Origin of the sequence: Pseudomonas sp. P7758 (assembly GCF_013386485.1) — a bacterium.
In the GTDB taxonomy this organism is placed as follows: Bacteria; Pseudomonadota; Gammaproteobacteria; order Pseudomonadales; family Pseudomonadaceae; genus Aquipseudomonas.
Genome location: NZ_JACARS010000064.1, coordinates 1 through 25,658, shown reverse-complemented (window position 1 = coordinate 25,658; position 25,658 = coordinate 1). Strand labels below are relative to the sequence as shown.

The following is a 25,658-nucleotide window of genomic DNA, read 5'->3' as shown; positions in this document are numbered from 1 at the left end:
GCAGTCGGCCACTCAGGGCCGCGCCTCATTCAAGGAAGCCTGTCCATGCCCAATTTTCCCATAGCCCCGGATAATGCGCCGCTGGGCGACAACAACCCGCCCGGCAACGCCCTCGTGCTGCATAACCCATCGTCAGGCCTGGCGTCGCGCCGCGTCGAAGACCTCGACCCACCCAAGTCAGCCTATCCGTCGGTCCCGCTGGATGCCACGCTGTATCCTGAAAGAGGGGTCTACGGCCTGGGCATCCGCCACGTGCGCCCCTTTGCCCAGTGGACCTTCGAACGCTGGTTCAACTTCAATTACGACTTCTACGCCCTCTACCTCAACGACCTGGTCAATGCAGTCGCCGCCGATATTGCGCTTGAAGACCGGGACCGTTACGACTTGTTCGTCCCCGAAGAATTCATCCCCGAAGGCGACGTCCAGATATACGGCCGCGTAGTGCGGGCCGGCAGCGGCCAGGAGAGTACGTCGCCGCTGCAAACCATCCTGATCAAGACCACCCGCCCCGGTGGCCGCGATAACGACCCCGGCAGCAAATGGCACCCGGGCCTGGTGATGACGGTGGAAGGCCTGCCTGAGGGCTCCACCGTTAATATAGATAATGCCAACAGCGGGGTCTGGTGCCTGATCCAGCGCTATGAAAACCTGCGCCAGAATGACCAGATCGAGCTGTCGTGGGATGGGGTTTTAGTCACGCATATCGTCAGCCCGGCCGAAGTCGCGGGTTCAGGGCCGATTCGCGTCTTTGTCTCCAGGGACATCATTTTGCAGGGGGGGCATTTCGGCAAGCTGACCCTGCGGTTCCGGGTCTCGGACGTGGTGCAAAACTTCTCCGGGGATAAATACCAGTATTCCAAACCCTACTTCCTGGACAGCGAGCTGGATCCGAACCTGCTTTCTGCACCGATCTTCCTGGTGGATGGCGAAGAGGCGACCCAGATCGACTTCGATACCCAGAGCGAGGCAACCTTCGAAGTGCTGGTGACGGTGCCTCGGCAAACCCCGGCGCCCCTGCCGCGGCACCAATTGGCGGTGACCTTGTTCGGTACCCTGGGCGACGGTTCGACCCAGGTGTTCCCCTTGGCCCCGGTGGTGGACAGAAACCTCAGCGTTGAATTTGTCACCGTCGACCGCGAGATTATCGAACAACTGGTGGGCGGGTCCTTCCGGGTCTCGTTCCAGTGGCTGAAAAACGACGGCCGCGTGGAGCAATCCGGCAGTACCTCCGTCAGCGTGGTGGGCACGCCGGTGGCGATGCCGGCAGTGACGGTCGCACCGATCGAGGTGGGGCTGATCGAGCCCGATCAGGACATCACCGTGCAGATCCCCTTCTACGAACCCCACAACCCGGACTGGCTGGAAACCCTGGTGATTGAACATATCCGCCCGGGCGGCGGCGGCGAAGACTACGAGGAAGAACAACTGGCGGGCGCCCAGGGCGGCACGCGCTACGTCAGCAAAGAGCACCTGAAACAGTTTGAAGGCGTGGGCGACATCGCATTTTATTACCTGGTCAACGATGGCGCCGGACACGTCCTGGACGGCAACGCATTGACCATTCGCAAGTCTCGCGAGCTGTTCGCCCACGTGGGTGAGCGCATCGGCAACATGCCGACTGCACACCTGGAAGGCGCCCTGGGCAACAACATCGACCCCAGCCATGTGACCACGCCCACCTTGCTGCTGACCCTGCCCCTGACCTTGCCCGCCCCGCACGGGCAGACCGAAGAAGGTGACCTGATCCACTGGAACGCCATCGGCTCCGGCCTTGACGGCTCGGCCAGTGGCGTTGTGCGCATCAACGGCGGCACGGCAGGCAAGCCCCTGGTTTTCCCGGTGAGCCGGGCGATCCTCGACAACAACAATAATGGCAGCCTGCGCATTACCTATAGCCTCGAACGCAGCGGCCCGCCACGCCTGGTATTGCGCTCCGAGGTGCTCAACCTGACCGTGGGCCGCGGCGTGCAACTGGACCGTCCGGTTATCGACGGCGCCACCCTGTTCCCCGACGCACTCAACCCCCTGGCCGCATTGAGCGGCGCCAAGGTCATCGTGAGATACCGGCCGATGCAGGCCACCGACCAGATCAAGGTCGACTGGTTGAGCCGCGACGGGCTGGGCAGTGCCACCGAGTACACCCTGGGCAACCCGTCCACCAACGAAGTATTCGTGACCATCCCGGCGCGCACCATCGCCAGGGGTATTCGCCCCGGTGGCAACCAGATCAGCGTGCAATACCACTTCAACCGTGGCGCCTTTCCGTACCCTTCGGACACTGTCGACCTGCACCTGCTTCCCCTTACCGGGCTGCCCACACCGACGATCGACGGCATTGGCGACAGCACCCTGCTCGACCTGTCGAAACTCAATGACCAGGCCCGCGCCCGTGTATCCGTCTGGCCGTTTATCGATGCCGGGCAGTTTATGTGGATGAGTTGGGAGGGCACGTTTGCCGACGGCAGCCCGTACCGCGAGGACACCTACACCGCCAACCTGGTCACCGAAAACGGTGCCGCCAACGGTATCTCGCCACCCGCGCCAGTGGACAAACTGCAGCGCTTGATGGATGGCTCGCACCTGACCATCCGCTTCTGGGTCAGCCTGGCAGAAAGCCCCGACAAGAACACCGCCGTGCTGTTTGGCGTGCGTGAACACCGTGTGCAAACCCTGCCCGCCGTGCTGCCGCACCCACGGTTCAACGACCAGCCCGGGGCAACGCTGACCATTCAGCCGCTGGACCACGTAGACAACGCCAGTGTCACGGTGGCGTATGGCGGCATGAATCCAAGCCATTCCATCCGGTTGCAATGGATTTTCCCGGATGGCGGTGTTGCGGATATTGGCGCCAAGGACGGCCTGGACGGCGGTCGTGTGGATTTCGTCATTACCAATGAAGTGCTGGCAGACAGCGTCGGCAAAACCATTGAGTTGCGCTATGTCGCCACCATCAATGGCAGCCCGGTGCCTTCAGAAACGCAGGTATTGACAGTGGCCAGGATCCCGGCGGGAAGACCGCCACAACCGCGAATCAATAACATGAACAGCGGCACGACCCTGGACCTCCAGGCGTTCACCGGGGATGCACACGCCTCTGTAGCCAAATGGGAATTGAGCAAGCAAGGTCAACGTGTATGGATCACGCTGGAGGCGGCAGGTGTAGAACCTTTGTCGGTGCTGAGGGCACACGCCGTTACTGCTGCTCAAGCGGCCAACGGCATCACCAACCAAGCTGTCTCCCGCAGCTGGCTGGCAAGCCTGGGGAAAAACACTACGTTCACGGTGACCTGCAAAGTGACCTATGACGGCAGTGACGATGAGTCAAAAGCCATCCCGCTCCTGCAAAGTACCTATACCGTGACATGGCTAGCGGAGGTCAAATTTATTCCTACCCTCCTTCACTCATCAAGGGGGGTCGTCGTCAGCCCTGACGGGCGCCGCGTTTATGTCGCTGTTGGCGGGGGTGGTAGAACTGCGATTTACGTTATCGACACAGCAACGGACGCCATTATTCACTCGGCTTCGTATGACATTCAGTCCAGTGGGCACCTTGCAATTCACCCGGACGGATCAAGACTCTACCTGGATCTGGTCCACACCGGCATAGCGGTAATCAGTACAACCTCCTTTGCCAGAGTTGCGACCTATGCCACCGAAAATGCACAGGACTTGGCGATCAATACTGCAGGCACTCGGCTATATGTTACTTCGAGGACCGGTGCTTATACTTACGACGCCGCCACCGGCAATCGGATAGCTCAAATAGCGGGTCAGTCTTACTTCATCGCCCGCTCACCTAATAATACGCGTGCCTATCTTACGACCTATGGCGGCGGTTTCAACGCGGTTGATACGACTGTTATCAATACTGCAAACAATAGTGTTGTAACTGTCATTCAGGGAGTGATTGGGCCCATGGCTTTAAGTACCAACACCCCTCGCCTCTATTTGGCGAGAGCTGATGGCTTGGCGATAATAAACACCAACACCAACAGTTTGGTGACCGTGATTGGGGCGGGATGGGGAAGGTCGGTTGCAGTCAACCCGGTACTTCCTCATGCCTATACGGCAGGGTACAGGGTCTTCAACATATTTGACACAAATACGGACAGGCTTATAGCGACTGTACCCGTGGACATTGAGTTTGGATCTGGCAATATTGCAGTACTACCAAACGGTTCAAAAGCTTATTTCACCGACAGTGACTCGCAAGGACTCTACGTCATGCGTTATTGATTAACTAACCGAGGTATAACCGGGACAGGTCCATCTAAATCATGGACTTGTCCCTTTTTTTGTCCCCTATAACTCTCCCGCTACTATCCCCTCCCGTGTCCGCACGCCCCTGCTCAAACCTTCCAGACACGCCACCACGCCCCTGCAACCATCGACTCCATCGCCCCACCTACGGAGTCGCCCCACCATGTTCCCTACCCTGTTGCCCTTCCTTTTATTCGCTTTTGTAGCCTCCATTACCCCTGGCCCCACCAATATCCTGGTGCTGAGTAACAGCGCACGGTATGGCTTCAAAGCCGCACTGCCTATCGTGCTGGGCGCATGCGCGGGGGCGGCGGGGATTGTGCTGCTGGTAGGCTCCGGCGTTGGCCAGTCGCTGGCGCACTGGCCCCGGGTGCAGGCAGCGATGCAATGGCTGGGGGTCGCCTGGCTCAGCTACCTTTCCTGGCAGATTTTCAGCGCCCCCGCCGAGTCAATCGACCCGGCTGCCGTGCAAAAACCCTTGGGCCTGGCCGGCGCCGCCAGCCTGCAACTGGTCAACCCCAAGACCTGGATGATGGCCCTGGCGGTGGTGAGCGTGTTTGCCGGCAATGGCGATGAACGCCAGAGCCATGTGCTGTACCTGTCGCTGGCGTTCTTTGTGATCGCCTTGCCGTGCCTCGGCGCGTGGGCATTGCTGGGGGTTGGAAGCAGCCGGGTGTTTCGCTCGCCCAAGGCCATGCAACGGTTCAACCGCTGCATGGCGGTGTTGTTGCTGGTCTCAAGCTGGCTGAGCGTCTGGGTGTAGACACAACCGTTCGTCGGCACTGTCAGTTTTCACAGCTATCCGCTATCGGGGCTGCGGGTGTTTGATTTCCCTTGCCTATATGCACAGCCAGCGCTGTGCGTGACTTCCAGCAAGGAGTGGTCAGCATGCCCAACCAACCGATCGACCCCGATGACAATGCCTCGGTCATTGAAGACCCAGGTGTACCTGTTTCCGACAGCCCCCTGGCCCTCCTTGAGCCCGCGCTCCTGCCGGTGATCACGGCTGAAGACCTGGCCCCGCCCTATTCGGCGTTCCCGCCGGTCTCGCTTGACCGGTATCCCGATGAACCTTACGCCTATGGCCTGGGCATTCGGCATGTTCAGCCCTATGCGTATTTCGTCCTGGAAAAATGGCACACCTGGGCCATCTTCGACGCCTTTGAGTTGTACCTCAATAACGATCTTCAGGCATCTGGTGTCGTCGAGATGGACCAGGATCGTTATGGCATGTACGTCATCGCCGAACGCATGCCTGAAGGTGAAGTGCAAGTGCGCGCGCGGGTAGTGCGCGCAGGCAGCGGCCAGGAAAGCACCTCGCCGCCGCAAAGCATATTGATCAAGACCACCCGTCCCGGCGGGATTGAGAACAATGGTGACGACAAATGGCACAGTAAACTCAGCCTGAGTGTCGACGGCTTGCCCGAAAGCAGCACGATCAACATGGACACGATCAGTCGCGGGTTATACGCCGTGATTGCGCCCTATCCGAACGTGCGCAAGAACGACACCATTGAGTTCTATTGGGACGGAATTGAGATCAGGCACCTGGTCACGGCCGCCGAGGCTGGCGGTATCCAGCCGATCAGGGTATTTATCAGCAAGGAAAATATTCTCAAGGGCGGCCTCAACGGCGCACTCACCCTGCGCTTCAGGGTGTTCGATGTGGTTCAGAATTACTCAGGGGAAAAATACCAGTACTCCAAGCCGTATGGACTGGTCGCCGAACTGGATCCCAGCTTGATGAGCGCGCCGTTTTTCCTGGTGGATGACGCGGAAAGCCGGCAAATCGATTACGACACGCAAAGTAATTCACTGTTCGAAATCCTGTTGCAGACCCCACGGGTGACACCGGCCCCGCTGCCCCCAAACCAGGTCACGATTACCCTGACGGCCACACTGGCGGACGGCACGATCGAAGAACTGGTGCTTGATCCTGTCGAAGTCAGGAACGGTCGGGAAGAGATCTTCCCGGTGGACCGCGATTTGATCGAGCGCGTCATCGGCGGCTCGTTCAGGGCTTCATTCGTCTGGCACACCGCCACCGGTGGGCACCTCGGGCAGTCTGGCAGTGTCACCGTGACGGTGGTGGGTACACCGACCTCGATGCCGGCAGTGACCGTGACCCCGAGCGAGTTGGGCCTGATCAACCCGGACGATGATGCGTTTATCAGCATCCCGTCCTACCAGCCCCACGCCTACGACTCGCTGGAAACCCTGGTCATCGAGCAAATTGTTCCAGGGGGCGGTGGAATTCGCTATTCCGACCCGCAACTGGCCGGAGACCAGGGCGGCACTCGCCGCGTGCCCAGTGAAGCGCTTCAACAATTCAAGGGGCTGGGTGACGTCGCAGTGTATTACCTTGTCGACGACGGCGCGGATGCCCAGTTGCATGCCTACGGTGCGCTGATTGAACGCAAATCACGGGTGCTGACAGTACGCATCGACGAACGCCTCGAAACCATGCCTGCCCCCACCCTGCAGGGCGCGATTGACGACAACGTTGACCCGGTTGACGTAGTGGGCGACAGCGTGCTGCTGACGCTACCCTATACGGCAACCAGGAGCCGCGACCATATCCAATGGAACATTGTGGGCACGGGCACAGGCGGTTCCGCCAGCGGTTCGGTGACGATCAACGGTGCGACACAGGGCCAGCCACTGGTACTGCAGGTCAGCCGTGCAGTGCTGGATAACAACTTCGATGGCCAACTGCGCATCACCTACAGCTTGGAACGCGAAACCCCGCTGCCGAAACTCACCTTGCGCTCGTTTACAACCCTCCTGACCGTGGGTCGTGGCGTGGAACTGGATGCGCCTGAAGTCGTGGAAGCCGAGCAGTACCCTGACCGGCTTGACCCGCTGGCGGCTCAATCGGGTGCAACGGTGCTGGTGAAATACCGGCGCATGCGCGAGAGCGAATCGTTTTCAGTGAAATGGGTGACGGCCGATCTGCTGGGCAGCACCGTCGAAACGGGTTGGGGCAACCCCGACACCAATGAAGTGGGTGTGCCGATAGAGGCCCGTACCATTGCCAAGGGCATTCGCAACGAGCGTAACCGCATCAGTGTGCAATACAGTTTTACCCGCAGCGGGTTTCTCCATGAGTCGGATACTCTGAACCTGGACCTGCTGCCGTTGAGTGGCTTACCCACACCAACCATCGACGGGGTCGGCAACAGCGTGATCCTGCCGACGAACGAGCTCGTCGCTCAAGCCCGCATCCGTGTGGCGGCCTGGCCTTTGGCCTTTGAAGAGCAGTTCATGTGGCTGCAATACACGGGTACCAACACCGACGGCAGTGCGTTCAACCTGGACACTTTTATCGCCGCCCCCGTTGGAGAAAGCGCCACCCTGGGTGTCTCGCAACCCATACCGTTGGCGGAGCTGCAAGGCCTCAGGAACGAGTCGCACCTGACCATTCGCTTCTGGGTCAGCCTGGCCGAAAGCACTGATAAAAACACCGCAGTATTGTTTGGTGTACGCGAGCATATTATCCAGTCGATCCCCGCCACATTGCCGCGCCCGGCCTTTGCCAACCTGCAAGGCGCCACCTTGACCATCGACCCACAGGACTGGCAGAACAACGCCTATGTGGCGGTGGCCTATAACGAAATGACCGCGGCCCACCGCATCGCCCTCGAGTGGATTTACCCGAACGGCACCATGGCGACCATCCCGGCGCAGAACGGTAACACCAATAAGCGCGTCGACTTTCAGATCAGCCGGGACATCCTCGCCAACAGCGCGGGCAAATTGATCGAGCTCCGTTATATGGCGACGATAGGGACGACTACTGTCCCGTCAGAAACACAGAAGCTGACCGTCAACCGTGTTCCGTCCTCGGCGCTGCCTCGGCCGCTGATCAATGGTGTCCCTGCAGGCGGTGAGTTGAACCTCAATAACTTCAGCACCAATGCCACCTTGAGTGTTGCCCCTTGGCCTTTGGCCGCAACGGGCCAGAAGGTCTGGGTGCAACTGACCAGGGCGGGCAGCGCGCCGTTGAATGTGCTGACAAACTACAGCCTGCTGGCGGGAGAAGTATCGACCGGCTTGGTGAACAAGGCGGTACTGCGCACATGGCTGGACGGGCTGCCTAACAACAGCATCATCACCGTAACGTGCAAGGTAACGTTTGATGGCAGCAGCGTTGAATCCACGGCCATTACGTTCCCCACTGCGACCTATACGGTAATCACTTCGCTGAGGATTGATCAGAGTCAAATGAACTTGAACGGTACAAGGGTGCTCACCAACTGGCCCGCAACCGGAAGGGATTGGGCGGGCAATACGCAGACACGAGTAGCCAGCGGAGGGGTTGGTTCTTATTCCTATGCGTCCAGCGCACCTACTATTGCTTCGGTACACTCAACCACGGGAAAAGTAACAGGCAATCGTAATGGTACGGCCACGATCACCGCGAGAGACAGAAATAATATTTCGCGGTCCTATACGGTCGTTGTCTCTAACATCTTCCAACTACAAGTCAATGAAACACACCAGTCTCCTACTGCTGCTATTAACTGGATGAACTCAATAGGAGGACGCCCACTTGTAATAGGCAACAGCGGAAATGGATCGATAATTTACGCGTTAAGCTCTATATACAACCCTCCTCCAAGACTCAGAGAGTATGGACTTTGTTCATTCAACGGTGATTGGTATAACTACATAACGATGGGAACCGGACCGCTACGCTGGGTAGCCGTTCGCGGGCATTACAACATGTCAGTGTGGTGTATGACTCCCTATTAAAAAATCAAGATACGTAACCCCACAAAAAAAGGAAGCCTCGGCTTCCTTTTTTCTTTATCCCTGTTTCCTAGAAATCGTAACGCACTCCCACATTAACCCCCCACGGCTGATCCACCTTCTTGCCTTGGGCATGTTCAATATCAGCGTGCAGCTTGACGTTCTTCGACACCGACATCGCCACGCCCGCTGCCACTTCGATACGCGAACCGAACACATCGTTGTTGAAGCGCTGGTCGTTCACCTTGACCTTGTTGCTGTGGTTGAACTCATGGGCCAACGCTGTACGCAGGTAGGGCTGCAGCACCCCGCCGCTCTCCAGCTGGATATTCTTGCCGCCTGTCACGCCGAGCTTGCCCACCACGGAGGCGGTGCGATCACCCTTGGCCTGCAGGCCATTGTCCAGCTCGTAACTTTGCGCCTGGATAATCGCTGTGCTCAGTTGCGAGTACGGTTCTACAAAGTAACCATCGTCGAGCTTGATATGCCGGCCGACTTCCGCCGATGCGCTCACGGCATTCTGCGTGTAGTTGCCCTTGGCACGCTTGCCGTCGCTCATGGTCACGTTGACCTCGTTGTGCAAGCGGTTGAGCTTGACCACGCCGTCGAAGTACAGCCCGCTCTCGTCGTCGATCCAGGTGGCATACCCCCCCAGGTAGTAGCTGTTGACCTTGCCGCTGCCGGAAGTGTTGGCGCTGATGTCGGACGTGCTGTGACCCGCCATGACACCGGCCATCCACTGGCCATCTCCGCCCGACAATGGCGCATCGGCCCCCAGGCTCAGGCCACGCTGGTTTTGCGTGTAGCCACCACCGTCCTTGTTCCCGGCTACCTCGTATTTGTTGCCGTAGCCACGCATCCAGAACCCGTTGCTCTGGCCGTCGCTGAAGCGCAGTTCACCCATGCGGGTACGCAGCAGGGACATCTCGCCGTACAGCACGGTGGGGGCCGTGTTGAACAACGCCATCACGGTTTTGGTGCTGTTGCTGGTGCCACGACGGTTAGGATCGAGGTACCAGTCGGTGTCTTCCTTCTTCAGCCCGTAGGAATAGGCGCCCACATCCACGGTGTCGCCGTCCAGCGAGAAGTGCGCATCGCCACCTTCGGTGTGCACCACACGAATCGGCAAGGCACTCGCCAACTCGGAGCCGGTCGCCGCCAACAGCAGGCTGTGGTTGCCCGTGGCAACCCCGTTGACGTTGAGCAAGTCGGTCTGGCCGGTGCTGAAGTCGGTGTGCATCACATAGCTGCCGTCACCCGACAGGCTGTTGACGTCCAACTGGAAGAACTCATCGGCGCCGCCAAAGTGCACGGTGCCGCCGCCCATGATCAGGTCGCCGACTGAACTGTCATCCACCAGCATCCAGTGGGACGCTGAATTGACGCTCAACTCGGCGACGTTCTGCAGTTTGCCGGTGAGCCAGGAGCCATTGTTGAGCTGCAACCTGGCGGTGCTGCCGTCTTCGACCACCACGTCACCGACCAGGAAGCTGCGGTCGACGTTCATGTTGGCGGTGGCGCCGTTCATGACTTCCAGCAGCACACCGTTTGCGCCGGTCAGCGTGGAGCCATTGAGTACATGAATATCAGCAAGGGTGGATTCCCCGGGCCGGAACGAGCCGACCTGAATCGCCGAACCGGTCTTGCCCTCGACGCTCGAGCGGTCGAGGATCAGGCTGCTGGCCAAAGTCGGGTCGTTATCCACGCCCATCTTCACGCCAATGTCTCCACCAACGATGCTGGTATTGAACGCACGGGCCTGGCCATTGAACAGTTCGATACCCACGCCATCATCTGCGGTCGCCTCGACACGCGAATCGGTCAGGTCCAGCACACTGTGGGCACTGGCCGAGGCACCGCGGGTGCTGCCGGTGATGTGACTGTTGACGACCGTGACGCTGGAACCATTGGTGGCGCCCAGGGAACGGGCCGCTGCCAGCCCGGTTCCGTTGTTGTGGGTAACGTTGCTGTTGGTGATCAGCACGTTGCTGCCCGTGACATGAACCCCGGCCCTTCCCGAATCCCGCGCAATGACGTCCGAACCATCGATGCGGATGTCGGAGTTGATTGCGGCAATGTCCCGGGTGCTGCTGCCGGCATTGACAATCAGGGTTGCGGAATTGGCAGTGATTTGCAGGGTGGGCACTCCCAGAACCGTCAGGCGGGAACCTGCACGCAATTCAAAAGTGTCAGGGCGCGGGCCAGGCCCCACCATTTCATCCGGGCCGGTCACGACACGCGCTTCGGACAGCTGCGCCATGAGCATCAGCAGTGTGACGGCCTTGGCCTTGAAGGCAAGGCTTAAGGGAGTTGGTTTGAAATTGAATGGAGCTGACATCTTTACGGACCTCTGGGTTGGCGTTCCTTTACGGAAAAAAAACTGGCCGGTTCCGAAAAGCGTGTGGACCCTGCCAATCAAGCGGCGCCCAAGGTACCCAGAGCTGTTCCCAACATCTGTAGGACTAATCCCAAGGTGCTGTGCTGAAAGTGAATGCAGTTTGTAGTCGACCCAACGGCAATAATGCCAAAGAGGAGCAAGGCTCCTCTTTGGCATTAGGGCTCAAACAAGAATCAAGGAAGCGGGACGGCAGTACCGTCGCAGAAAAAGCCATTCGTTCCACCTATCCGAACCCCGCGAACAAGAGGATGCGCTTCATCGGAAGGTAATGGTCCTTCAGGCAGGTTGATGGTGTACCAGATCCGCGCGGAGCCGGCCAGCCTTGCACCCGAGTTGGGCTGGATGGGTTTGTAGATGGTCTCATAGGGCCCCAGGAGCAACTCGAACCCAGAATTGATCATGGCTTGCGTGAGCGGTATGGAGTCCACACGACCCACTGCTGCCGGGACCGCTACCATTCCTGCATTGTCGCTGTAGCCCTGCCAGTGCAGCGTAACCACCATCCTCAGTTCAAAGTGCTCCGAAGGCGGGATAAACACCACAACGTTTCCGGGAGGATTTTCAGGCCTGAACGTAGTGCAGTTGATCGCCCCTCCGTCCGACAGATGTCGTACCACCGGCGGGGCAAGCTCTTTGAAGTTGGCATTCACCGTCACCGTCGTGTCAGGGGAAAACTGGCGGTTGGTGCTGGCCCCTTGGGCAATGGTGTAGAACACCGTCTTGCGGCCATTGCCATGACGCTCAATGAAGCTCCACGGGATTGAGAGCGGAATCACCTGGCCAGCCGAGGCGCCGGTCACCGGTTGGGTAGCAACGAGTTCGCCCGAATAGTAAAGGCGGATCGTAAAGTCGCTGGCATCCGGTGTGGGTGCCGTACTCCATAACGTTACCCGAGCAATTGCAGGCCGGTTGGCGTGGTCGCGCTCCAGTTCGTCGTCGGGGCCCTCGGTACCGGTTGCGTCCACCCCGTTCACGACTACGGGCAGCAGGTCATCGTTGATCGGGTCCGGGCCAATGGGAGTGGGGCCGACAACAAACAGGTCCAGGTTGACGGTGGTGGTCGGTGTCGCCGGGTTGTTGACAGACCGCCGCCGCACCACATAGGAAACCGTCAACGGCAATAGCCCTCGAGTGGCCCCATACAGGATTTCCAGCACCCTGTACGGAACGTAAACCTCCGCCGGGAAACGGCTGTTGCCCAGTGGCTGGGCGTCCAAGGGAACGGTGGTGATGCTTGTCCTCAATGTGACGAGGAATTCATCTCCATCGACGCCGCGCAGAAAGTTCGTATATTCAGGAATACGCACGATCATGCCGCCGTCCAGCGCAACGTCCGCCCGATCAATCAATACATCGCCGGGGGGTGAGGTTCGGTCAACCAGGGGGGCCAGCAGGTTCTCGGGCGCTGGAAACAGGCCCACGTCCATCTCGTAGGCAGTCGAAAGCCGCGCCCAATTCCCTGCCGCGTCGAACAACTCATACCGCAAATTGCGCAGGCCATCCGGATTGGCGTCAACCACGGATAATGGCAATGGAAAGCTCAGGTCCGCAGGCAGATTCCAGCGTGGCGAAGGATCGGGCGGGTTGGGTGCATAGGGCGTATCGGAGCCATTATAGTAAAGATACGCCCAATCGCCGTCTGCCCGACCATGCGCCACATAATCCGGGATCGTAAACACTGCAGACTCATTGGGCTTGCTTTCAAAGTAGTCGCGGTCGGCAGGTGTCGGCAGGTCGGCAGGCGGAATCGGCGCCGGCGGTGCATCGGGGGAAATGGCATACGGTGGTGTCAGGTCAACGACAATGGTCTGCGGATCTGATTGGGAACGGTTGTCAACGCCACGTACGTAAATTTCGTACTTGATTTGGTACCGCCCCGCGGGCCGCCGACCTTGAGCAATGTTCACCACTGTCTCAGGCCCTGGGGCAGCAACGGTGAACCTATAAATGGGCTCGCCCCACTCGGTGTCATCGAAATTTTTCCACCAAACACTGACAAGATCGTCAAAAATCGGATGGGTATCGGCGTCAGGCCATAGTGGAATAGAGAAATTCAAATTCTCACGCAGGTTGTACTCCCGTGAAAGCAATCCAGGGTAGCCAGGCACCTCACCTTCAAGAATACCATCAGGCAAGGCGCCAGTCGTATTGGCACTTCGATTCTTTGCATAGTTACGGATAAAGTCGAGCGTGTCCTTTTTCATTACGTGTCTCCAGATATTAAGACGAATTACATCTCACCCACACTTCCCTACCATTGACGTAGCCGTTCGCGTCGCGAGACAAAGCGCTTGCACGCCTATCACACGCCGACTATTCCCTGCACAACAACAAATACACCCAGTCCTTTAATCTTTGACCAACGTTGCCTTTCCATCACTGGTGCAACTAATGACATCCCCGGGTTTACAAAACCCACCCGTTGGAAAGGTCAGGTCGACACGGATATGTCCGCTCCCCTTGACGTCTGGCCGGGAGTCACCCACCTTGCCCAGGTTGCGCCACACTTCGAAACTGGCGACAGCTGAACCGTATTCGCGCATAGGCTCCAAGGTCCGGTCGAACGGTTCCACCACAACTTTAATACCGTTATCAATATGGGGTTGCAGCACTTGGATGGTTTCTTCGTATTCAGTGCCAGCAATAGGATCAACCCAGTTATTACGCGCATAGCCTTGCCAGTGAAAACGCACCTCGTCGTTAAGTTGCAGGCCGATATTGCCCGGAATCAACCAATGCACGCCATATAAAGGCGAAGGCGAAGAACAACAGGTCACATACTCGCTAGTGAGGGTGTGCTGAACTTGCGGAGGAGTAAAATCAATCAGCGCCGTCACATCGACATTCACAAAAGTTGGCGGCGACTGTTGTTCGTTGACCCCATTACTGGTGAGGTAATGGACCGGCAGACGTGGATTGACCGTCCCCTCGATCAGATTCCAGGGAATATCGGTAAACCACACCAACTGCCCTCCTACCTCCCCCAACTGCACGGGATGGCTGGCCACCGGGCCAACACCGTTCCAGAACAGACTGAGCAATTGACCCGCAACCGGATCTGCAAACAAAGGAACATATGCCTGGGCAGCCAGCCCACGATCCAGATGATTGAGCTGATTGGGAGTCTTGGAGCCGCGCCCTATCACCGTGACGCTGGCCAGGGTCGGGTTAAGCAATGCGGGCGCATTGGGATGGTCCTGGCCGGCAATCGTCAGGTCGACATTGAACCGTTCCGATAAGGAACGAAATGGAGGCAGGGCTCCGCGAATGATTTCGTAGCGCACCACCGCCGCTTCGGGAACCAGTACAGGCGCAGGCCCCCTGAGGGTCAGCCATGGAATTTCCACATCACAAGGAAAGCTCAGTACCGGCTGCGGGACTGTCGGACGGGCATTCCAATAGGCGATTACCTGGTCCCCCGGCGCCCAATCGTCGTAGGCGGGGTCAATGCGCATGAACACGCCACGACGTGCATCATCGCGCTTGATCAGGCCGTCGTCGTATGCCGGTGGCCGAATTTGCGGACGCGGCAAGTTGCTCGGCAACGGCGTCAGTGCCAGCTGAAACAGCAGTCCGGCACTCTGGCTGCTGAAATTGCCTGCCTCGTCAAAAATGCGGTAGAAAATATAAGCGTCACCGTTGTTCAACCTGCGAAAAATATCGGGGTCCACGTAAGCAACCAGCGGGTCTGAGGCTAACGCGATCACGTACTCGGCGTCCGCCGCGCTTAGCGGCGGGTTATCCCGGTTGGACAGGTAGAATTCAATCCGGTCCCTGTCCGCGCGCACGGTGTAGAACGGAATATTGAACGCCACCGGCACGTTATCGAGCAGGTATTGCTCATCGACGTTCGGGGTCGGGGCAACTACAAAATCCACAGTATCCAGAGGGTTCAGTAACTCAGGCGAATCCAGATCGATGGTGAGTGTTCTCCTGGGATTCAACACACTGACGCCGCCAAAGGAGTCCTGAACCGTGTAGTAGAGTTGCGCGGTGCCGGAGCCCTCATCAGTCAATCGTGACAGGGGCACCTCCAGTGAGATCACCGCTGGCAAAGGGGGTGGCGGGCCAAACACCTGCCGCGAATCAACCTCCTCATCGACACCCGCCCACACCCAGCGGAGGCGCACGGTGTGCGGCTCATCCAGCGCCTCGGGGCGCGGGTTCCACATCGGGATGTTGACCTGCAGCGGGCCCTGCAGGCGCGAGCGCGGGATCAGGCCCCGGGGGTCACCACTGTCGACGCCGGGTATGTCCATCGGGTCCAGCAACACAGTGCCCCCGTCGTCCGCGCCCAAGGGTTTGATCAGGTAAGTGGATTCAGAGACGTCAGACATGGGTTTAATCCTCAACACGGTGGACAGTGGCCTGCCGGCAGGCGGCGTGTGTATACCAAGTGGCGTTGAGAGAATTAAGCGCCCGATTCCTCCGGCCGGATACTGTCAGAATTAACAGGTAGCCCCCTCCATTCGTCGCTTTTTGCTCGGCCTTGCTGCCAGGGCGGTTACTGAGCAGCGCTTGACGAAATTTCCTACTTGGTGTTTCCTGAAACCGGTTTCAGCAATTGGTTTCGCCTTGGAACCCAGATAAATCCAATAAGAAAGGCCGCCGCCGTGACTACTTTTTCCGCCGCCCAACGCAGCCGCGTGACCATGCTGGACGTCGCCGAGCGCGCCGGTGTATCCAAGGCCAGCGTGTCGCGCTTTATCGGCGACGACCGTGCCCTGCTCTCCGATGCCATCGCCCTGCGCATCGAGCAGGCCATCGATGAGCTGGGCTATCGCCCCAACCAGATGGCCCGCGGCCTGAAACGCGGGCGCACCCGCCTGATCGGCATGCTGGTAGCCGATATCCGCAACCCCTATTCGATTGCCGTGATGCATGGCGTGGAAACCGCCTGCCGCCAGCACGGCTACAGCCTGGTGGTGTGCAACACCGACCGCGATGACGAGCAGGAGCGCCAGCACCTGTCGGCCCTGCGTGCCTACAACATCGAAGGGCTGATCGTGAATACCCTCGGCCATCACCTGGACCAATTGCTGGAACTGCAACGGGAAATGCCCCTGGTGCTGGTGGACCGCAAGGTCGAACCGCTGCACAGCGACCTGGTAGGGCTGGACAACCCGGTGGCGGTGCGCATGGCCGTGGAGCATCTGGAACAACAAGGCTATCGCGACCTGCTGTTGGTGACTGAAGCCACCGACGGCACCAGCTCGCGGCTTGAGCGCCTAGACAGTTTCAAGGCGGAGATGACCAACCGTCCGACGTTGACCGGCGCCGTACTCGAGTTGGACGGCGAACTGGAACAGCGTCTGCAAAAGTTTCTAGGCAAATCCGGCCCCAAGGCGTTGTTCTGCGCCAACGGAATCGCGGCACTGGCGTGTACCCGTGCGTTGAAAAATCTAGGCTGCGACCTGTTTGATGACGTGGGCCTGATCGCCCTGGATGACCTCGACTGGTACCCGCTGGTGGGCAACGGCATCACCGCCCTCGCCCAGCCCACCGAGGCCATCGGCGCCAGTGCGTTTGACTGTTTACTCAAGCGCTTGCGCGGCGATAGCCAGCCCCCACGCACCCTGGACTTCTTGCCACAACTGATTATCCGGGGCTCGACCCAATCCCTTGTGGGNNGGCAAGCCAGCTCCCACACGTTTATTTTGCGAATAAAAATGAAACCGGTTTCAGAGGTCCACAACAATGCATAAATACCCCGTCTCCATCAGCCTTTCCAGTTACGGCGCCGACCTGGTCCGCCAGCAAGGCCAGTTGAGTTTCGTCGAGGTGCTGGCTGCCGCCGGCGCGCAACGCATCGAATGGCGCGAAGAGCTGCTGACCACCGAACAACCCCATGAGCTGGCGCAAGCTGCAGCCGATCAAGGCCTGGAGTGCGTGTTCTCATCGCCCCTGGAACTCTGGGTGGCCGGTCGCTCACAGCCCAATGCCGAACTGGCCGTCACCCTCGACCGCGCCCAGGCATTCGGCGCCCGCTGGCTGAAAGTCTCCCTGGGCTATTTCACCGACACCAACGACCTCGACAGCTTGAGCGCCCTGCTCAACCGGCATCCGGTCAAGCTGCTGGTGGAAAACGACCAGACCCTGCACGGCGGGCGCATCGAGCCGATGCAGCGCTTTTTCAACGAAATCGAGCGGTTGGCGGTGCCGGTGAAAATGACCTTCGATATCGGTAACTGGCAATGGCAGGACCAGTCGGCGACCACCGCTGCACGCCTGCTGGGCCGCCACGTGGATTACCTGCACTGCAAGGCCGTGGCCCGCCGCGCCGACGGCAAGCTGGTGGCTTTGCCGCCGGGCGCCGCCGACCTGCATCTGTGGGAACAACTGCTCAAGCACATGACTCAAGGTATTACCCGGGCCGTGGAATTTCCGCTGCAAGGCAATGACCTGGTGCCGGTCACCGCCCAGCAGGTCGCCACCCTCGCCGTCCTCGGCCAGCCCCGCGTGGAGAACGCACATGTCTGAGATCGATATCCTGTCGTTTGGTGAAACCATGGCGATGTTTGTCGCCGAACAGACCGGCGACCTGGCCCAGGTTGCCCAGTTTCACAAGCGTATTGCCGGCGCCGACAGCAACGTCGCCATCGGCCTGTCACGCCTGGGCTTCAACGTCGCATGGCTGAGCCGCGTGGGTGCCGATTCCCTCGGGCGCTTCGTGGTGGACACCTTGCAGAACGAAGGCCTGGACTGCACCCATGTGGCGGTGGACCCGCTGCACCCCACGGGTTTTCAACTCAAGTCCCGCGAGGAAGCCGGCGATGATCCGCAGGTGGAGTACTTCCGCCGTGGCTCGGCCGCCAGCCATCTGTCGGTCGAGGCGATCAAGCCTGAGCTGTTGCAAGCCCGGCACCTGCACGCCACCGGCATTCCGCCGGCGCTGTCGGACGCCACCCGCGACCTGTCGCGCCAGTTGATGACGCAAATGCGCGAGGCCGGGCGCAGCGTGTCCTTCGACCCGAACCTGCGCCCGTCCCTGTGGGCGAACGAGCAACGCATGATCAGCGAAATCAACGCCCTCGCCTGCCTGGCTGACTGGGTGTTGCCGGGCTTGGGCGAAGGCCGCTTGCTCACCGGTTTTGAAGACCCGGCCGACATCGCCGCGTTTTACCTGGACCAGGGCGTGGAAGCCGTGGCCATCAAGCTCGGGCCCCACGGCGCGTATTACCGCACCCAGCTGGACCAGGGGTTTGTCGCCGCCGTGCCAGTGGCCAAGGTGGTCGACACGGTCGGCGCCGGCGATGGGTTTGCCGTGGGCATGATCAGCGCGCTCCTGGAAAACCTGAGCTTCAGCGAAGCCGTGCAGCGCGGCAACTGGATCGGCAGCCGCGCGGTGCAGAGCCGTGGCGACATGGAAGGCTTGCCGTTCAGGACCGATCTGCCCCACACCCAGAAAGCCGGTTAATCAGCATCACCGAGTTACCTGTTGCCACAACTACAACAAGCTCAGGAGCAACCTTATGGAACCGTTGAAACTCGCCACCCGCCGTTGGTGGTACATCATGCCCATCGTGTTTATCACCTACAGCCTGGCGTACCTGGACCGCGCCAACTACGGCTTTGCCGCCGCCTCCGGGATGGCCGAAGACCTGATGATCACCCCGGGCATGTCGTCATTGCTCGGCGCGCTGTTCTTCCTTGGCTACTTTTTCTTCCAGGTGCCCGGTGCGATCTACGCGCAGAAACGCAGCGTGAAGAAGCTGATTTTCGTCAGCCTGATCCTGTGGGGCGGCCTGGCCACCCTGACCGGCATGGTGTCCAACGCCTACATGCTGATCGTGATCCGCTTCATGCTCGGGGTGGTCGAAGCCGCCGTGATGCCGGCGATGCTGGTGTACCTGTGCCACTGGTTCACCCGCGCGGAACGCTCGCGGGCCAACACCTTCCTGATCCTCGGCAACCCGGTGACCATGATGTGGATGTCGGTGGTCTCGGGCTACCTGGTGCAGCATTTCAGCTGGCGCTGGATGTTTATCATCGAAGGTTTGCCGGCGGTGCTGTGGGCGTTTATCTGGTGGAAGCTGGCGGATGAAAAACCCGCAGACGCCAAATGGCTGAGCGCCCAGCATAAAAAAGACCTGGAAACCGCCCTCGCCGAAGAACAAGTGGGCATCAAGGCGGTAAAGAACTACGCCGAGGCCTTTCGCTCACCCAAGGTGATCATCCTGGCGCTGCAGTTTTTCTGCTGGAGCATTGGCGTGTATGGCTTCGTGCTGTGGCTGCCGTCGATTCTCAAGGCCGGCCTGAAAATGGACATGGTCGAGGCCGGCTGGCTGTCGGCGCTGCCGTACCTGGCGGCGGTGATCGGCATGCTGGCGGTGTCCTGGGGCTCGGACAAACTGCAAAAACGTAAACGTTTTGTGTGGCCACCGTTGCTGATCGCCTCCATCGCGTTTTATGCGTCCTACGTGCTCGGCGCCGAACACTTCTGGTGGTCGTACACCCTGCTGGTGATCGCCGGGGCCTGTATGTATGCGCCTTACGGGCCGTTTTTTGCGATCGTCCCGGAAATCCTTCCGGCCAACGTCGCCGGCGGCGCCATGGCGCTGATCAACAGCATGGGCGCCCTCGGTTCGTTCGGCGGTTCGTACCTGGTGGGCTACCTCAACAGCAGCACCGGTTCCCCCGGCGCTTCGTACCTGCTGATGAGCGGTGCGTTGCTGGTGTCGGTGGTGTTGACGATCTTTCTCAAGCCCGGCGCCAGTGACCGCGAACGCGCCCCGCTGCAATCCCTTGAATTGAAGGTAAAGACCTGATGAAAAAGTCTGTCGTGCTCTACAAGAAACTCTCAGCACCGCTGATGGCCCGCCTGCATGAACAGGCCCAGGTCACGCTTATTGAATCGCTGGATGAAAGCGGCCTGGCCAAACTGCGTGAAGCCTTGCCGACCGCTCAGGGCTTGCTCGGTGCCAGCCTGCGCCTGGATGCCAAACTGCTGGATCTGGCGCCAAACCTTGAGGCCGTGGCCAGCGTGTCGGTCGGTGTCGACAACTACGACATCGACTACCTGACCGAGCGCGGCATCCTGCTCAGCAATACCCCCGACGTACTGACCGAAACCACCGCGGATACCGGCTTCGCCCTGATCCTGGCGACCGCCCGGCGAGTGGTGGAGCTGGCCAATATGGTGCGCGCCGGCAACTGGAACCAGAACATCGGCCCGCTGCATTTCGGCAGCGATGTACACGGCAAGACGCTTGGCATTATCGGCATGGGCCGAATTGGCGAAGCCTTGGCCCAGCGTGGGCACTTCGGGTTCGGCATGCCGGTGATCTACCACAGCCACTCGCCAAAACCTGCAGTGGAGCAACGTTTTGACGCGCAATACCGCAGCCTGCCGGACCTGCTCCGGGAAGCCGACTTTGTGTGCCTGACCTTGCCGCTGACGGCTGAAACCGAAGGTTTGATTGGCGCTGAAGAGTTCGCGTTGATGGGCCCGGAGACGATCTTTATCAACATCTCCCGAGGCAAGGTGGTGGACGAGCCGGCGCTGATTGAGGCGTTGCAACAGCGCACGATTCGTGCGGCGGGGCTGGATGTGTTTGTGCGCGAGCCACTGCAGCATGACTCGCCGTTGTTGCGTTTGAACAATGTGGTGGCGACGCCGCATATCGGTTCAGCGACTCATGAGACGCGGGAGGCGATGGCCAAGTGTGCGGTGGACAATCTGCTGGCGGCGCTGGCCGGTGAAAAGCCGAAGAACCTGGTGAACCCAGCCGCCTGGAAACACTGATTCCTGAAGCACCACAGAAGCCAATGTGGGAGCGGGCTTGCTCGCGAAGGCGGTGTGTCAGCCACCGAATGCATCAACTGACACACCGCTTTCGCGAGCAAGCCCGCTCCCACATTTTTGATCGTATTTCAGGTCAGATGACGAAGCGCGCCACCATCCCGTTCAAATCCACTGCCAGGCGCGACAGTTCGTGACTGGCGGCTGAGGTCTGGTTGGCACCCGCCGCCGACTGCGTCGCCAGGTCGCGGATGTTCACCAGGTTGCGATCCACTTCGCGGGACACCTGAGCCTGTTCTTCCGACGCACTGGCGATCACCAGGTTGCGCTCGTTGATCAGACTGATGGACTGGGTGATCTGCTCCAGGGCCACACCGGCAGCCCGCGCCATTTCCAGGGTGCTTTGGGTGCGCTGGTTGCTCTGCTGCATGGACTGCACCGCCTCACCCGTACCGCTCTGGATGCCGGCGACCATTTTCTCGATTTCCTGGGTCGACTGCGCCGTGCGATGGGCCAGGGCCCGCACTTCGTCCGCCACCACCGCAAAACCACGCCCGGCTTCACCGGCACGCGCCGCTTCAATCGCCGCGTTGAGGGCCAGCAGGTTGGTCTGCTCGGCAATCGCGCGAATCACATCCAGTACCTTGCCAATATCACGGCCCTGGGTGGCCAGGCCTTCGATCAGCACCGAGGTGTTTTGCACGTCCTGGGTCATGGTCTGGATCGCGCCGACGGTTTCCACCACTCGGTCGCGCCCTTCCCGCGCAGCCTGGTTGGACTGGCTGGACGCCTCGGAGGTGGACACCGCGTTGCGCGCCACTTCTTCCACGGCGGCCGTCATTTCGTTGACCGCGGTGGCGGCCTGGTCGATTTCGTTGTTTTGCTGTTGCAGGCCTTTGGAGGCTTCTTCGGTGACGGCGCTGAGCTCTTCAGCGGCGGAGGCCAACTGCGTGGCTGAGCCGGCGATGTGCTGGATGGTCTGGCGCAGGTTGTTCTGCATCGCGGCCAAGGCGCCGATCAGGCGGGCCGGTTCGTCCTTGCCGTCGTCTTCGATCGCTTTGCTCAGGTTACCGCCAGCGATGGTTTCAGCAACCTCCAGCGCTTTGCGCAAGGGCGTCACGATACTGCGCGTCAGCAGCCAGGCCAGCAGTACGGTCATCAACGCAGCAATCACGGAGACTGCGATGATGCCAGTGATTGCATCCTGATAACTTTGCCCGGCCTCGGTGTCGGCCTGCTTCGCGTCAGCAGCGTTGATGGCGATCAGTTTATTCAACTGCTCGCCCATCTGGTCGGTGCCGTCCTTGATACGGCTATTGATCAAGGCACGCATCTCTTCGACCTTGTTCTGCTGTGAAAGGGCAACCATCTCGGCCTGGGCCTTCAGATAATTGTCGAGCGTGAGGGAGAACGTTTTGTACAGCGCCGCTTCTTCGTTCCCGGCTGGCATGCCTGCATAAGCGGCCTGTGCCGTCTTGACCTTGTCCACCAGCACACCCATGCGGGTTTGAGCCTCATCCAGAGCCGCCGGCTCACGGTTTACCAGCACACGAAAAGAGAGAATCCGCAGGCGCAGGACGTTTTCGGTCATGGTCGCCAGATACCCGACGCTGGGCAGTTGGTTGGAGCCCATGTCGACCGATGCCTGACGAATCAGGGTCATGCGGTTCGCCGCAAACCCCCCAAGAATAACGACAAGCAACGCGATGAAGGCGAAACCGAGAAAAGCTCGAGGTGCGATATTCAGGTTACGAAGGGACATAGGGGGCGCTCTTAGAAGTAGTGGCTGCGAGCATCCCTGCCGCGACACGGTCAGTGGGCGTCAACGCGCCGCTCTGACCGGCTGGCGCCACTGTTGTAATAGGTATGTGGGCCTATAAACGGTATCGGCCGGCTTGAGGATTTAATGGGGGATGTTTCGAAATATTTTTTCACACTTCTGACAACTGGCACTTTCTGGCATCCTGCGCCTCCTTTTTCCTACCCGGGCCCGTATTTTGTCTGACACTCAAACCCCTCGCCCCCGTTATAAATCCGATCTGATCTACGGCCTCGACGACCGTCCGCACTTCAGCGCGGCGATATTTGCCGCCCTGCAGCACGTGCTGGCCAGCTTTGTCGGGATCATCACCCCGACGCTGATCGTCGGCGGCGTGCTGGGCCTGGAAAGCGAAGTGCCGTACCTGGTCAGCATGGCGTTGTTTGTGTCCGGGCTCGGCACCTTTGTGCAGGCCCGCAAGTTCGGCCCGGTGGGTTCGGGCCTGCTGTGCCTGCAAGGCACCAGTTTTTCGTTTATCAGCGTGATCCTCAGTGCCGGCTTCATGGTCAAGGCCCGGGGCGGCGGCACCGATGAGATCCTGTCGACGATCTTCGGCATCTGCTTCTTCGCGGCGTTTATCGAAGTGGTGCTCAGCCAGTTCATCGGCAAGCTGCGCAAGCTGATCACCCCGGTGGTCACCGGCACCATCATTACCTTGATGGGTTTGTCGCTGATCAAGGTGGCCGTCACCGACATGGCCGGCGGTTATGGCGCCAGCGACCTGGGCGCCGCCGGCAACATGGGCCTGGCGGCCCTGGTGTTGCTGACCATCGTGGTGCTCAACCGCTTCAACAACGCGTTCCTGCGCCTGGGTTCGATCGTGATCGGCCTGACCCTGGGTTTTGTGGTGGCCTGGTGGATGGGCCGCGTCGACCTGGGCGCCCTGCCCCAGTTGCCGCTGATCAGCGTACCGGTGCCGTTCAAGTACGGTTTTTCGTTCGACTGGGTGGCGTTTATCCCGGTGGCGGTGATCTTCCTGATTTCGCCCCTGGAAGCCGCCGGTGACCTGACCGCCAACTCGATGATCTCGCAACAGCCGGTCAAGGGCCCGCTGTACATCAAGCGCATCAAGTCCGGCCTGCTGGCCGACGGCCTCAACTCGGTGATGGCGGCCACCTTCAACAGCTTGCCGATGGTGACCTTCGCCCAGAACAACGGGGTGATCCAGTTGACCGGCGTGGCCAGCCGTTATGTGGCGTACTTCATTGCCGGGCTGCTGGTGCTGCTGGGGCTGTTCCCGATGATCGGCGCGGTGTTGCAACTGATGCCCAAGCCGGTACTCGGTGGCGCCACGCTGATCATGTTCGGCACCGTGGCCGTGGCCGGGATCAAGATCCTCGCCGAAGCCGGGCTGCACCGGCGCAATGTGCTGATCGTGGCGATCTCCCTGGGCATGGGCCTGGGTGTGGCGGCGGTGCCGGAAGTACTGCGCGAGCTGCCCAAGGCACTGCACAACATCTTCGAGTCGCCGATCACCGTGGGGGCGTTCTGCGCTATCGTGCTGAACATCTTCCTGCCTGAGGAGTTCATAGAACTGGAAGAAGATGAATTTGATCCGGAAGCCTCCACCCTCAAAGTGATGCAGGACCCGGACGTCACGAAATAGGAGAACCCGTTTTATGCGCAAGCTCATGGTTTTGTCACTGCTGCTACTCACCCTGAGCGCGTGCGCGCTGTTCCCCAACCGCGACCCGGTGAACATCAACGTGGTGGGCATCGAGCCGCTGCAGAGCCAGGACCTGGAAGTGCGTTTCGCGGTGAAGCTGCGGATACAAAATCCGAATGAAACCGCGATCGACTACAGCGGCGTGGCCCTGGACCTGGAGGTCAATGGCCGGCCGCTGGCGTCCGGGGTGAGTGACCAGGGTGGCTCGATCCCACGCTTTTCGGAGACGGTGCTGACGGTGCCGGTGAGCGTTTCGGCGTTTTCCGTGTTGCGCCAGACCCTTGGCTTGAGCCAGACCCAGAGTTTGAATAACCTGCCGTACGTGTTGCGCGGGAAACTCGCAGGTGGCCTGTTCGGCACCATGCGCTTTGTGGATCGCGGGACCCTGGACTTTCCCAACACTGCCACTTGGTAACGACATGGATGCGCAACCTACGCTGTATACCGAACGGCTGATCCTGCGGCCGTTGACGCTGGAGGATGCCGAGGGTGTCCAGCAGCAATTTCCGCACTGGGAAGTGGTGCGTTACCTGAATGCCCTGGTGCCCTGGCCGTACCCGGCGGATGGTGCGCGCAGCTATCTGGAGCATGTTGCATTGCCGGCGATGGCCCGGGGTGAGGAGTGGCATTGGTCGATCCGCCTGAAAAGCGCGCCTGGGGTGTTGATTGGTAATGTCAGCCTGATGGATGAGGTGGACAACAACCGCGGCTTTTGGCTGGCGCCGCAGTGGCAGGGCCAGGGGTTGATGGCCGAGGCCAGTGCGGCGGTGACTGAGTATTGGTTTGAGGTGCTGGAGCGGCCTGTGATGCGCGTGCCCAAGGCGGCGCCGAACGTGGCGTCTCGCAGGATTTCCGAGCGGACGGGGATGCGGTTGGTCAGGACGGATGAAGGGCAGTTTGTCGCGGGGAGTTTGCCCAAGGATATCTGGGAGATTACCCGGGAGGAATGGCTGGGGAGTCGGCGGGGCTGAGGTGGGTTTTGGGTGTATATCCGTTATTTGGGTAACGGCTGATATGTGTT

Annotated in this window: 15 protein-coding genes; 11 read left to right on the top strand and 4 right to left on the bottom strand. The window is 59.9% G+C overall.

From position 1 onward, the window contains the following. The first annotated feature begins 45 nt into the window (after positions 1 to 45). From HX873_RS13965 to HX873_RS13955, 3 genes are all read left to right on the top strand, one after another. Positions 46 to 4,236, top strand: a complete 4,191-nt coding sequence (locus HX873_RS13965) for a YncE family protein (protein ID WP_177122814.1) — start codon at positions 46 to 48, stop codon at positions 4,234 to 4,236. Between the two features lie 187 nt (positions 4,237 to 4,423). Beyond that, entirely contained in the window at positions 4,424 to 5,023 is a 600-nt protein-coding gene (locus HX873_RS13960; RefSeq protein WP_177021201.1) for a LysE family translocator, read from the top strand. Positions 5,024 to 5,148: 125 nt separating this feature from the next. Next, positions 5,149 to 9,015 (top strand): Ig-like domain-containing protein, encoded by a 3,867-nt coding sequence (locus HX873_RS13955; protein WP_177122813.1) that lies wholly within the window; start codon positions 5,149 to 5,151, stop codon positions 9,013 to 9,015. Positions 9,016 to 9,082: 67 nt separating this feature from the next. Here the strand turns inward: HX873_RS13955 and HX873_RS13950 are convergent, their stop codons facing one another. The 3 genes from HX873_RS13950 to HX873_RS13940 all read right to left on the bottom strand — a co-directional run bounded on the left by HX873_RS13950 (position 9,083) and on the right by HX873_RS13940 (position 15,747). After that, positions 9,083 to 11,350 (bottom strand): autotransporter outer membrane beta-barrel domain-containing protein, encoded by a 2,268-nt coding sequence (locus HX873_RS13950; RefSeq protein ID WP_177122812.1) that lies wholly within the window; start codon positions 11,348 to 11,350, stop codon positions 9,083 to 9,085. Positions 11,351 to 11,583: 233 nt separating this feature from the next. Continuing rightward, positions 11,584 to 13,614: a hypothetical protein gene (locus HX873_RS13945; protein WP_177122811.1), complete on the bottom strand. Its 2,031-nt coding sequence runs from the start codon at positions 13,612 to 13,614 to the stop codon at positions 11,584 to 11,586. A 144-nt stretch (positions 13,615 to 13,758) separates the two neighbouring features. Continuing rightward, on the bottom strand, positions 13,759 to 15,747 hold the full coding sequence (locus HX873_RS13940) for a hypothetical protein (protein ID WP_177122810.1): 1,989 nt from the start codon (positions 15,745 to 15,747) through the stop codon (positions 13,759 to 13,761). Positions 15,748 to 16,023: 276 nt separating this feature from the next. On the opposite strand from HX873_RS13940, the gene HX873_RS13935 reads away from it, so the two are divergent. From HX873_RS13935 to HX873_RS13915, 5 genes are read left to right on the top strand one after another with little or no spacing between them, the layout of a single operon-like run. Further along, a complete protein-coding gene (locus tag HX873_RS13935) occupies positions 16,024 to 17,115 on the top strand; it encodes a LacI family DNA-binding transcriptional regulator (RefSeq protein ID WP_371318396.1) in 1,092 nt (363 codons plus the stop codon). Then, a complete protein-coding gene (locus HX873_RS13930) occupies positions 17,108 to 17,890 on the top strand; it encodes a sugar phosphate isomerase/epimerase (protein ID WP_177009633.1) in 783 nt (260 codons plus the stop codon). The genes HX873_RS13935 and HX873_RS13930 overlap by 8 nt, the downstream gene beginning before the upstream one ends. After that, the gene (locus tag HX873_RS13925) at positions 17,883 to 18,827 is read left to right on the top strand and encodes a sugar kinase (RefSeq protein ID WP_003214077.1); all 945 of its coding nucleotides are present in this window, start codon (positions 17,883 to 17,885) and stop codon (positions 18,825 to 18,827) included. The genes HX873_RS13930 and HX873_RS13925 overlap by 8 nt, the downstream gene beginning before the upstream one ends. Before the next feature lie 55 nt (positions 18,828 to 18,882). Further along, positions 18,883 to 20,178: an MFS transporter gene (locus HX873_RS13920; protein WP_003214078.1), complete on the top strand. Its 1,296-nt coding sequence runs from the start codon at positions 18,883 to 18,885 to the stop codon at positions 20,176 to 20,178. Continuing rightward, positions 20,178 to 21,155 (top strand): NAD(P)-dependent oxidoreductase, encoded by a 978-nt coding sequence (locus HX873_RS13915; RefSeq protein WP_177122809.1) that lies wholly within the window; start codon positions 20,178 to 20,180, stop codon positions 21,153 to 21,155. Before HX873_RS13920 ends, HX873_RS13915 begins: the two co-directional genes overlap by 1 nt. A gap of 133 nt (positions 21,156 to 21,288) precedes the next feature. Here HX873_RS13915 and HX873_RS13910 read toward each other — a convergent pair whose 3' ends face one another. Continuing rightward, entirely contained in the window at positions 21,289 to 22,914 is a 1,626-nt protein-coding gene (locus HX873_RS13910) for a methyl-accepting chemotaxis protein (RefSeq protein WP_177122808.1), read from the bottom strand. A gap of 235 nt (positions 22,915 to 23,149) precedes the next feature. On the opposite strand from HX873_RS13910, the gene HX873_RS13905 reads away from it, so the two are divergent. The 3 genes from HX873_RS13905 to HX873_RS13895 are packed head-to-tail and all read left to right on the top strand — an operon-like array spanning position 23,150 to position 25,608. Continuing rightward, positions 23,150 to 24,577, top strand: coding sequence for a nucleobase:cation symporter-2 family protein (locus tag HX873_RS13905; protein ID WP_003214084.1), 1,428 nt, complete (start codon positions 23,150 to 23,152; stop codon positions 24,575 to 24,577). Between the two features lie 13 nt (positions 24,578 to 24,590). Next, positions 24,591 to 25,052, top strand: a complete 462-nt coding sequence (locus HX873_RS13900) for an LEA type 2 family protein (protein WP_003214086.1) — start codon at positions 24,591 to 24,593, stop codon at positions 25,050 to 25,052. Between the two features lie 4 nt (positions 25,053 to 25,056). Further along, complete coding sequence (locus HX873_RS13895; RefSeq protein ID WP_003214088.1) at positions 25,057 to 25,608, top strand: GNAT family N-acetyltransferase; 552 nt, start codon at positions 25,057 to 25,059, stop codon at positions 25,606 to 25,608. The last annotated feature ends 50 nt before the right edge of the window (positions 25,609 to 25,658 follow it).